Annotated in this window: 2 protein-coding genes; both read right to left on the minus strand. The window is 35.1% G+C overall.

Annotated elements, in window-relative coordinates; translation table 11 throughout:
- Nucleotides 1-358: 358 nt before the first annotated feature.
- On the minus strand, nt 359-6,844 hold the full coding sequence (locus tag HMPREF0446_RS07720; RefSeq protein WP_006703867.1) for a Rib/alpha-like domain-containing protein: 6,486 nt from the start codon (nt 6,842-6,844) through the stop codon (nt 359-361).
- A gap of 791 nt (nt 6,845-7,635) precedes the next feature.
- The coding region (locus tag HMPREF0446_RS08595; RefSeq protein ID WP_020991444.1) for an SIALI-17 repeat-containing surface protein at nt 7,636-10,136 on the minus strand (2,501 nt) is incomplete at its 5' end.

The raw sequence follows: 10,136 nt of genomic DNA on the forward strand, positions 1-10,136 counted from the left end.
ATATTTATGTAAAAAATGTAAAAAAACTTTATAATAGCAGTGTTTTTGTAAAATAATCCTTTCATTTTTAGACTAATTTTTTCATAAACATTTCATTCCAAAAGATTGTGAATGGATTTTTATTATCGACAGAATATGCTTTTTGCTTTTAAAATGCATTCGGAATTTTACTTATTTTATTTTGTTTTAAATATATATTTCTTTAATTCTAATTTAAAAATATATTATTTCATGAATTTCTCCTATGTCTTGATAGATTATTCCACTATTCATTAGGAATTATTTTCTTACAAAAAAACGACTGAAACTTTTCGTTTCAGTCGTTTGCTATCATTTCGTTAATTTATAACATCAATGATTATTCTTCGTCTTTCTTCTTAGCTAATGCTGGTGCTGCTAATCCTAATCCACCTAAGATTGCTAACACAGCTGGTGCAAAGACATTCATTTCAGCCATACCTGTATTTGGTAATTCTTGTTTTGCAACTGAAGCTTGTGCTTGAGATGTTGCTTGAGCATTTGCTGGAGTTGCTGGTGTAGCTGGTTGTGTAGGAATTGCAGGTTGTTCTGCTTGTCCTGGTGTTGCTGGTTCAACAGGTTGAGGTGTTGGTGCAGTTGCTTTCTTATAGTGGTGGAATACTGTACCATTCTTATCTGTTGTTGTTTTGTCGAACACATATCCTTCAAGAGCTTTAGGATCTTTCAATCCTTCTTCTGGTGAAGTGATATCTTTACCATTTTCATCCACGAAACGTGTTACCACTTTATTAACTTGTGGTGCTGGTGTTCCTGGTGATGGTTGTGGTTGTGGAATTAATGAATCTTTTGGTACAACTTTTACAGGTACTTCTACTGTAATTTGTTTACCGTTTGGTAATTCAATAACTACTTGAACAACAGGTTTTTCTCCTGGAGTGTCTGTTCCTGGTTTCTCTCCGATAGAAATAATTTTTCCACCTTCTGGAATCTTAACATTTTTCTTAACATCATCATCTGTAATTGGTTCCCCAACTTTTTTAACGATTTCGTTAATTGGAGTTACTGTTACTGGCACTTCTACTGTAATTACTTTTCCATTTGGTAATTCTACAGTTACTTTAACTGGATTTTTCTTACCTGGTGTTGTTAAATCTGGTAAGTTTTCTACATTTGTAACTTTTCCACCTTCTGGAATTGTAATTCCTTTAGTGTAATCCTCTTTTGTTAATGGTGTTTTCGTTACTGGTGTTTCGATTTCCTTAACTGGTGTTACATTTACTGGTACTTCTACTGTAATCACTTTTCCATTTGGTAATTCTACAGTTACTTTAACTGGGTCTTTCTTACCTGGTGTTGTTAAGTCTGGAATGTTTTCTACATTTGTAACTTTTCCACCTTCTGGAATTGTAATACCTTTAGTGTAATCCTCTGGTGTTAATGGTGTTTTCGTTACTGGTGTTTCAATTTCCTTAACTGGTGTTACATTTACTGGTACTTCTACTGTAATTGTTTTTCCATTAGGTAATGTTACAGTAACTTTTACTGGCTCTTTCTTACCTGGTGTTGTTAAGTCTGGTAAGTTTTCTACATTTGTAACTTTTCCACCTTCTGGAATTGTAATTCCTTTAGTGTAATCCTCTTTTGTTAATGGTGTTTTCGTTACTGGTGTTTCGATTGGTGTAGGTACAGCTTCTACAACATTGACTGGAACTTCAATCACTTTTGTAATTTCATTTCCATCTTTATCTGTGTATTTAACTTGTACTTTAGCTGGTGTTTGTTTACCTGCATTTTCAGTTCCTGGTACAGTATTTGTTTCAACATTTGTTACTGTAACTGTTACACCTTCTGGTAAACCTTTAAGATTTTTAGCTGCTTTTTCAGCTTCATCTTTAATAGCTTTTTCTAATTCAGTTTTATCACTATTTTTTGGTACAACTACACCTTCTGGAGAAACTTTTGGTAATACTGTTACTGGTACTGTTACTTTTTCTTCCACTCCGTTAGGATATGTTACTTTTGTAGTAACATTAACATCTTTATCTCCAACTTTACCTTCTGTTGTTGGGATAGCTTTGTTGATGTCTTCATCCGTTACAGGTGTTTTAGTTCCATCTGTATCAGGAGTGATTGCTTTGTTGACATCATCAGCTTTTGGTTTGTCACCTTCTACAACGTATACAGGTTTAACATCTGAACCTTTCACATTTACTGTTACTGGAATTGTAGTTGTGTAGTCTTGTCCATCAACTGTGTATGTTACTGGTACTTCTACTGTTGTTACTCCAGTTCCTTTGTTAGCTGTTACTTTCTCTTCAATAGCTTTTGTTACATCACCTACAGTAACTGTTGCACCTTTTGGTAATTTAGATACGAAATCAGTCGCTTTAACTGCTTCATCAGCTTTAGCTTTAGCTAATTCTTTCAGTTTTTCTGGAGTAGTATTCTTAGCTACTGTTACATCACCTTTTGCTACTGGTAATACTGTTACTGGTACTTTAACTGTTTCAGTTACTTTTCCATTGTCATAAGTTACTGGTACATCAACTGTTACATCTGTAGCTCCAGCTTTTCCAGCTGTTTCTGGTAATGTTGTTGGTTCTCCAACTGTTCCACCTTGTCCTGGTGTTACTGATTCTTTAACTTTATCTTTTTCAGGTGTTATTCCTTCAAACACAACTACTGATTTTGGAGTTGATCCTACTACCGTTACTGGTACTTCTACTTCTTTTGTACCAATAACGTTTCCTTTATCATCAGTATATTCAACAACTACTGTTGCTGGTTTTGGTTTTCCTGTTTCAGTTACTTCAGCTGTTGTTGGTGTAGTTCCTGCTTTAACTTCTTTAACTTTTACAGTTACACCTGCTGGAAGTTTATCTTTTGGTAATGCAGCTACTACTTCTTCAGCTTTAGCTTTAACTGCAGCTTCTAAGTTTTCGCTTCCTTTAAGAACTGTTAACCCTTCTGGTTTCACTAATGGTAATACTTTAACAACTGCAGGTACTTCTACAAGTTTGTCTTCACCGTCTTTAGCTACTACGGTTACTTTCTTGTCTCCAGGTGTTGTTGTATCAACTGGTTCTTTATAAGAGAATTTAGTTCCTTCTGGGTATTGTTCTGGATCAATACTTTCATCAGCTGATGGTTGTGGTTTAGCAGAGTCTTCAAACACATATTGTGTCTTAGGATCTACTACCATTACTTTAGCTGGTACTTCTACAATTGTTTTTCCATCTAATTTTGCTACAACAACTACATCTTTTTCTCCTGCTGTTGTTGTGTCAACTGGTTCTTTATATTCAAATGTTGTTCCTTCTGGATATTCTTCTGGAGTAATGCTTGATTTAACATCAGGTTGTGGTTTCTTAGAATCTGCAACAACAAATTGTGGTTTACTATCTACTACACGTACTGTTGCTGGTACTTTTACTAATTCGTTACCATCTTTATCCGTTACGATAACCTTAACTTCTTTATCTCCAGTTGATGATGTATCCGGTTCTTTTTCATATTTGAATTTTGCACCTTCTGGATAATCAGCTGGATCAATGCTATCTTCTGCTTTTGGAGCAGTTTTTGGATCTACTGGTACAATTTGTGGACTACCTTCTACTACTGTTACTGGAACTTTAATTACAGTAGTTTTTTCTTCACCATTAACTGTATATTTAACAGTTACTGGCACTTCTCCATCTTCAGTTAATGCAGGGATTTCTCCAACTGTCATATTATCTTTATCAAATGTTACTCCGTCTGGAAGTTTGTTTGTATAAGTTTCACCAAGTGCTGCTTTTGCTTTTTCAAGAATTTTAGCTTTTGCATCTTCTTTATCACTGTTCTTAGCAACTAGAATTTCGTCTGCTTTTGGTTTTGGTAATACAGTTACAGGTACTTCAACGTTCTCTGTAATTGTAGTTCCATCTACATTGTAAGTAACTGTTGTTGGTACTTTAAGACCTGTTTGTCCAACTTTACCATTAGTGTCAAAGATATCAGTTGCTTGTGGTTCGTTAGCTTGACCAGCTTTTTTATTAATTTCAGCTGGAGTTACATTTTCTTTAACAGTTGTTGGAGAAATTTCATCGCCTTCAAATACTACCAATGGTTTAGTCGTTGATTTAACAACGTTTACTTCTACGTCAACAGTAGTTTCATATGTTTTACCGTCTGCTGTATAAGTTACAGGAACTTTAACAATTCCACGTCCATCTTCAGCGATTTTAGTAATTTCTACTTTATCTTTAGAGCTAATTGTAACGTTTGAAAGACTTCCAGCAGTATCACCAAGTGCTGCTGTTGCTTTCATTTTTTCTAATAATTGAGTGAAGTTAGCAGATGCAACTTCTTCTTTAGCTTTCGCGATTGCCACTTCTTTTAATTGATCATCAGTCGTATTAATTGGAACAGTAACAACTGTACTTCCTTTTAAGCTGTTGATAAAGATAACTTTTCCATATACATAGTCAGGGTTGTCAGAATCTGCAAGACCATTACGGTTAAATTGGTTTGAATAAGCAGGATCTCCACCTAATGCAGTGTATGAATATAATCTGTTTCCTAAAGCGTCAGTATCTCCAAATCCACTTTTCACTGTTACTTTGAAATCAGCTGGTCCAATGAAATTATCTGCAGTTGTAAATGGAATTTCTGTTTTACGTGACCCACCTTCAGCAGCTGGCATACGATTTCCTGCAGGAACTTTATAAGTAATTGTTCCACCTTGTGTTTTATCAGCAGGATCATTTGGTGTCCAGACAATATCATTTGCATAAGTGTTTCCTAAATATGCGCCCCCACCATTAGCATCATAGATTTTATCTTCTAATGTTACGCCTTTTGGAACTTTAACAGTTACTTCTACTTTTTGAGCTGTGTAATAATCAATATTCATTCCACCAGTGTTTTTAATATCGATATCAAATACACCTTTTTGGCCTTTTTCATAAATAGTGTCTTTTGTATATCCATACTCATCTTCTTTATTTTGAGAACGAACATTTGTTACTACTTCTGCAGCAGGTGCTGTCGCAATACCAATCCCACCAATAATATAACCATCTTTTAATTTGATATTATTATCATTGATTAATGAATTTGTCCCTTGTTCTCCTGCTTCAATTAACACCTTAACTTTAGTAGTACCTTCAGGGATATCATAAAGTCTATCTAAGTGTGTCCAACCAGTTCCAGAATAAGGTCCTTGTTCTGTTGTTAATGCTCCATCTTTACCATCAACTGGTTTGATTTCAGCACCAGTGAATGCATCAACAATTTTTAATTTAACGCGTTCCCCAGCATCTGTTGCTGTAGAACCACCATATGCTCCACTGTGAATTAAACTTACAGTTAAACGAGAAAGTGCATTTACATCATATTCTTTAGAAAGAGTTGTTCCTTGACTACCTAATTCTAAGTAATAATCACGGTTCTTAACTTCTCCAAATGTATTATTCTGCATTCCTAGAACTCTTTTACTAGAATCCTCTGAAGCTCTTCCAGTAATTGTTGGCATTGCTAGTGGTACTAAACCACTACCATTAACGTAACTTACTTCACCTGAAGTTTGATATTTGATTAATTCACCATCATTTGTATAAACTTTAGATTTCCATACTTCACGATCACTTGTATTACCATCTTTATCTGTAACATTCGTTACATCAAGTGGTTTAACCGCATTAACTTTTTCACCATTTTCAATTTTCCAACCATTTAACATACCAGCTTCTGCGTCAGCTTTTGTAATAGCTTTTTCTTGCCAGTTGTATGTTGCACTACCAATTGGATCTTTTGCATCTGGTAGATTTTTGATTTTATTTGTTAAATCACGTCCGCTTTCATATTGCTTAGCTACAGTAAATGATTTTTTATCTGCATCTGAGAAAGTTACTTTATCTCCAAAACCTTCTTTTAAGCTTTCAAACACACCATTAGAAGGGTTGTTTCCATAACCAGCATGGTTTTCACTTACTGGAGCTCCTAAATCAGCTTTTCCATCTAAGTATAATTTTAATAAATCACGTTCAGATTTAACTGCTTCCGCTTGTTTGCTCATTTCTTTAGCTGATGTTGCATCTGCTGCTTTTGCTGCTGTTGCAATACCTTCAGCTTTTTCAATCACTTTTTTATATGTGTCAATTTTAGCTAAATCTTGTTTATTAGCAGTTTTTCCTTCTTCAGCTGCAAGTTCGGCTTTAATTTTAGCAATATTAGCTTCTAATTCTGGTAAAGCTGCATCTCTTGCACCTTTATATTTAGTTGCTTCTTCTGCTGAATTAGCTGCAGTTGTATCTACTGCTCTAAATCCACTTTCACCTTGTCCAGGAATCGCTTGACCATTACGTGAATCTTGGTTTTTGTTTTCTTTTTCTTCTTTCTTATCTGAAGTTGCTTTTGGCATACTTTCAATAACGAAAGCTTTGTTATTTAATTCTTTAGCAGCTTTATCTACATCTGCTTGTGTTGCAGTTTCATTTGCGTCTAATGCTTTTGCGTTTGCTAATTCTGCTTTTGCAGATGCAATTGCTGAAGCTGTTTTATCATTTGATGCAACTTTTTCAATAGCAACTTCTAAACGAGAGATAGCTGAGTTTAAGTTAGCTTTATTTGCTTTCTCTGCAACTACTTTACTTTCTTTATTCTCTTTGTTCTCTTTGTTTTCTTTATTTGCACTAACTGTTGCTACTTCTTCTGTAGCTGGAGTTGTTGTAGTTGCTTCTTCAGCAGCTTGAACATTTACTCCACCTAATACTGCTAATCCAGATGCAATGGCCACGCTTGCTACCCCTACACTGAACTTACGAATACTATATCTTAAAAAACGTTGTGCTTGAATCGCACGGAAATTACTATTTTTCTTCATCATCTTCTCCTTTAGTAAAACTAATATTTTTAACAAATATTCAAAGTAAAGTTTTATATTTTTATTTAACTATAAAGCTCTTTTTAGGATATTTGTTCCATAGTATGTTTTAGATTTTTTATGACAATATTTTCAATTATTATTCATTTGTTTTAAAATTTCATAACAATTGCCTAAAAAAATCCAAAAAAATAAATCCCTTGGCAATCTTTCACCAATAAGATTTGCTATGTGGTTTCTATTCAACTTTTACTTACTAGATTCCTCCTCCTTCATGAAGTAATCATCTTAGAAAAATGTTGCAGCTGCATGAGTTAAATATTTTTGAGGTATTAATTACGGGTAATGGGTAAGATATATTTCCCATGCAGCTACTCTTTTTTCTATTTGGTAGATATATTTATGAACTTTGTATAAAATTTCGTTTCGGACTCATTATATATATATCGCTAAAAATATATATTATTTAAGTTATGAAAATCGTGTAAAAATCACTTTTCACAAAGCACATATTAATCTTACCTGTATGGTATAGGATATATAATATCAAATCTCAAACTAAAATCAATAGATTTTCCCCTTGGGTGAAAAAATTAGATAATAAAGGGCTTTCATTAAAGAAATATTAATTATATAAAATTTCATACATCAAACTCTTGAATACTATACGTTTGTTGGAATTATATGTATTAATACATTTTTAATTTTCATTTGTTATATAAAAAATCCTGTCAGTGATTTCTCACTAACAGGATTTGTCGAACTCTCTCTTTATTCAGTTATATTATTTATTACTCTTCTTCTTTTTTTCTAGGAATCATAAATCCTAATCCTAAAAGAATAGAAGCAACTGCACTAGAGAATATTCGCAATTCACTTCCCATACCAGTTTTTGGAAGGATTTGTTGTTTTTCTTGAGTTTGACGAGCAACTCTATCTTCATTTGTTTGTTGTTCACTTGAAGCTTGAGTTGAATGAGCATCATCTGGTGTTTGTTGTGGTTCTTCTACATTCGTATAGATATTTCTATTCGGTTCACTAACTGGATTCTCAAGAACTTCCCGTTTTCTAAAGATGTGAGTTACGATATCTCCATCTTTATTTTTCTCTGTTCTTAAGAATTCGAACCCTTCAATTTCACCATGTTCAAATGCTTCATTTTCTTCTCCTAAAACTTTAGGTGCTTTTGCATCTGCTGGTTTCAACTCATTACCATTTTCATCAATCCATCTTGTCATAATTAATTTGACTTTTGGACTTTCTACTGGATCAGGTAATTCTCCATTCACTTCTCCATTAAACTCTGGAGCCTCATGAATTGGAGAATCTGGGGTATTTACTCCTCCATTAAATTCTGGCACTTCTTCTTGAGTCTCTGGTTCTCCATTCACTCCACCATTAAATTCTGGCACTTCATAAATTGGAGAATCTGGGGTACTTACTCCTCCGCTGAATTCTGGTACTTCCAAAATTTCTGGTACACCTTTTGCATATGCAAATAACAATTCATCACGAGGAATAGTATGACTGACTTTTGTTTCCGGATTAGTGATTATTACATTACCTTTTGAATCAACAGTTATGTCTTTTCCTGGATTTGCTTTTTTCACATTTTCCTTCACTTTATCTTGTTCTTCTTGTGTTAAATTATCAGGATCTTTCACTGGTACTTTTTCTTTTGGAACTACTGGAGTGAAGTCTTCTGGATTTACATTTATTGTAACTTCAACATCTTCTGTACTCTTATCTGGATAAGTAACAGTTACTACTCCTTTTTTCTCACCATGCTTAGAAGTATCTGGAATATTTCCATCTTTCCATTCAAATGTTGTACCTTCAGGTAAGTCTTTAGCATTATCAACACTATCTTTTGCCAATGGCACTTGAGCATGTTCTACTGTTTGTGCTTTTGGTTGTGGATCGTAATCGTCTTTTTGTGGCGTTACTTCAACCGTTACAGGTACTTCTTCCGTACTATTATCTGGGTAAGTGATTAATACTTTTCCTGGTTTACTTCCTGGTGTTGAATTTGTATCTGGTTTTTCTACCCATGTGTACGTTGTGCCTTTTGGTAAGCCATCTGTATTGATACTTCCTTCTGCACTTGGCTCACTGCCGTGTTTAGCCGTTTGGTTCGGTTCTTTTGCCGTTGGATTGAACGTGTCACTTTGTTTCTTAACTGTGACAGGTACTTCAACTTCATCTTCCGTTCCATCTGGATAATGAACTAACGCTACTCCTGGATGACTACCCGGTGTGCTAACATCTGGTCTTGTCTTCCATGTAACGGTTGTTCCTTCTGGTAACCCTGTTTTGTTTACACTTGTTTCTGGATCTGGTACGTGTCCATTGTCCACTTCTTGAGGGATTCCAGTTGGTGTGTATTCATCTTTTTGTGGCGTTACGTTTACCGTTACCGTCACTTCTTCCGTACTCTTATCTGGATATGTGATTAATACTTTTCCTGTCTTACTTCCTGGTTTACTTGTATCTGGTTGTTCTGACCAGCTATATTTTGTTCCTGCTGGTAAGTCGTTTGTATTAATACTTTTCTCTGGATCTGGTACTTCGTTGTGACGAACCGTTTGGTTCGGTTCTTTTGCCGTTGGATTGAACGTATCTTTTTGTTCTTTTACCGTTACTGGTACTTCAACTTCATCTTCCGTTCCATCTGGATAATGAACTAACGCTACTCCTGGATGACTACCCGGTGTGCTAACATCTGGTCTTGTCTTCCATGTAACAGTTGTTCCTTCTGGTAACCCTGTTTTGTTTACACTTGTTTCTGGATCTGGAACGTGTCCATTGTCCACTTCTTGAGGGATTCCAGTTGGTGTGTATTCATCTTTTTGTGGCGTTACGTTTACCGTTACCGTCACTTCTTCCGTACTCTTATCTGGATATGTGATTAATACTTTTCCTGTCTTACTTCCTGGTTTACTTGTGTCTGGTTGTTCTGACCAGCTATATTTTGTTCCTGCTGGTAAGTCGTTTGTATTAATACTTTTCTCTGGATCTGGTACTTCGTTGTGACGAACCGTTTGGTTCGGTTCTTTTGCCGTTGGATTGAACGTATCTTTTTGTTCTTTTACCGTTACTGGTACTTCAACTTCATCTTCCGTTCCATCTGGATAATGAACTAACGCTACTCCTGGATGACTACCCGGTGTGCTAACATCTGGCCTTGTCTTCCATGTAACAGTTGTTCCTTCTGGTAACCCTGTTTTGTTTACACTTGTTTCTGGATCTGGAACGTGTCCATTGTCCACTTCTTGAGGGATTCCAGTTGGGT

The sequence above is a fragment of the Granulicatella elegans ATCC 700633 genome (assembly GCF_000162475.2).
Taxonomy (GTDB): Bacteria; Bacillota; Bacilli; order Lactobacillales; family Aerococcaceae; genus Granulicatella; species Granulicatella elegans.

Excerpts from the sequence above, each read along its gene's own strand:
- HMPREF0446_RS07720 (WP_006703867.1), bottom strand. The coding sequence starts at position 6,844 with ATGAAGAAAAATAGTAATTTCCGTGCGATTCAAGCACAACGTTTTTTA.